Below are 1,724 nucleotides of genomic sequence, written 5' to 3'. Positions count from 1 at the left end.
TGCCGTCGGCATCGTAGTAGAGCGCGCCGCTCTTCTTGTCGTAGACGATCCGATCCTCGGCGTTCTTGGCCTTCTTGCCCTCGACGAACATGTCCTTGGTGAACTTCTTCGGCTTCGACAGCGAGCCCGAGCCGAGCTTGGTGAAGTATTTGTTGTCGAGATAGATGCTGTCGTCCTGATAGCGGAAGTCCAGGATCTTATCGACGTTGCTGCTCTTGTTGGCCTTGGTGTTGAACACGAACACGTCCCGGCCGGCCCCGCCGGTCAGACGGTCGTTGCCGAGGCCGCCATAAATCCGGTCATTGCCGGCCTCGCCGAAGAGATTGTCGGCGCCGGCAGCGCCATAGATGGTGTCGTTAGCCGGGGTCCCATTGACCTGCGACCCGTTGTTTTCGGTTTGAGGGGTGGAACTCGTCGAATCCGCGAATTTCAGGATGCTGATACCGTCGAGTGTATCCGTTCCATCGCGATTTGCCACCTTATCGGTGACGACCGTTTTTCCACCAACAGTCGTGATCGTATAATCACCCCGATTACCGCTAAACACAGCGGTGTCACCGCCTGCGCCGCCGTAAATGGTATCGTTTCCGCCCCTTCCCTGCAGCACATTCGCAGCGTCGTTGCCGTAGATCGTGTCACCCGACGCGCCTCCGACAGCGTTCTCGATCACCACTCCATTTGCGATCGTGAACCCGCCGGCTACCCCTGATTCCTTGGACAGGAAGCCGCCAGCATTGGGATCTCCGGTTACGAGGGTCGCCGCACGAAGATCGATGGTGACCGAAGTATGGACATTGGCAGATCTGATCGTGTCGTTACCCCCCGCATCCCAGATGCAGGCCCAGCCTTCCACTCCGAGAGCCTGGCTGAATGTCGGCAGCTCATAGACATCGTCGCCGGTATTGGTCGACATGTTCTTTCCGTAAAGAGCCTGCAGAGCCGCAATGTCAAAGGCGCCCAATTCCCCCTGTGCCCCGTAAGCTATATTACGGGAAACCCCGTCCCATCCGGGGTTGTCTGACATGACCGTCCAAACACCTTGATTCAGACCATGGGTGCCACGTGAGGAAGGGCTGTCGACGCCTGGGAAAGCTTCTCCTCCCGCATTGTAAGGGCTAGACAATCCGAGGCCTTGACCGATTGTTTTCAAGACCGTGTGCAGGCCATCGCCACCGAAGAGTCGAAAGCTCCAGGATGTTTCGAACGGATCGAAAAAGCCCCAAGTCTGCCCCGCACTAGGACTTTCGTGATATCCTTTGCCGTCGTAGCCGGCATCGTCTTTCCACCAAACTATGTCGGCGTCTTGGACGCTGTTCGCGTTAACGAATTTTACCCCGCAGACACTTTCATAAATGCTGGCCGCGTAGGAGAATGCTTCATATTCCTTTTCTACCCAGTCATGCCCAAACGCTAGGTAGTCGCCCCTAGGCCCGTGAGCGCCCTCAGCGGCAACCACATGGTTCCAGTCGCCGAACCAGACCTTGATAGGACCAGTTGACATATCCCACGCAGTGCCGCCCCGAATCAACGTGTCGACATACACATTACCGTAACCGGTGCCGGCGACATTTTCACGAATAGTAGCCATAGTATCCTCTCTCGAAATCAGGCTCGCAAGCTGTGGCTCCGAGCCCGTGTTTGCGGTCAGATGACGAAGAAGTCCTGGTAGGTGAGCTTGGTCTTGTTGGCGATGGTGGCGATCTTCACCTGGGCCTTGGTGCCGG

The 1,724-nt window shown here is 57.0% G+C and carries 1 protein-coding gene; it reads right to left on the bottom strand.

Annotated elements, in window-relative coordinates; genetic code table 11:
* Positions 1–1,588: M10 family metallopeptidase C-terminal domain-containing protein (locus FEZ63_RS25985; protein WP_150948552.1), on the bottom strand; the 1,588-nt coding region annotated here is incomplete at its 3' end.
* Positions 1,589–1,724: the final 136 nt, after the last annotated feature.

The sequence above is a fragment of the Microvirga brassicacearum genome (genome assembly GCF_008757455.1).
GTDB lineage: Bacteria > Pseudomonadota > Alphaproteobacteria > Rhizobiales > Beijerinckiaceae > Microvirga > Microvirga brassicacearum.
Note: the sequence above shows the minus strand (reverse complement) of the source record. Positions and strands in the feature narration are given on the sequence as shown.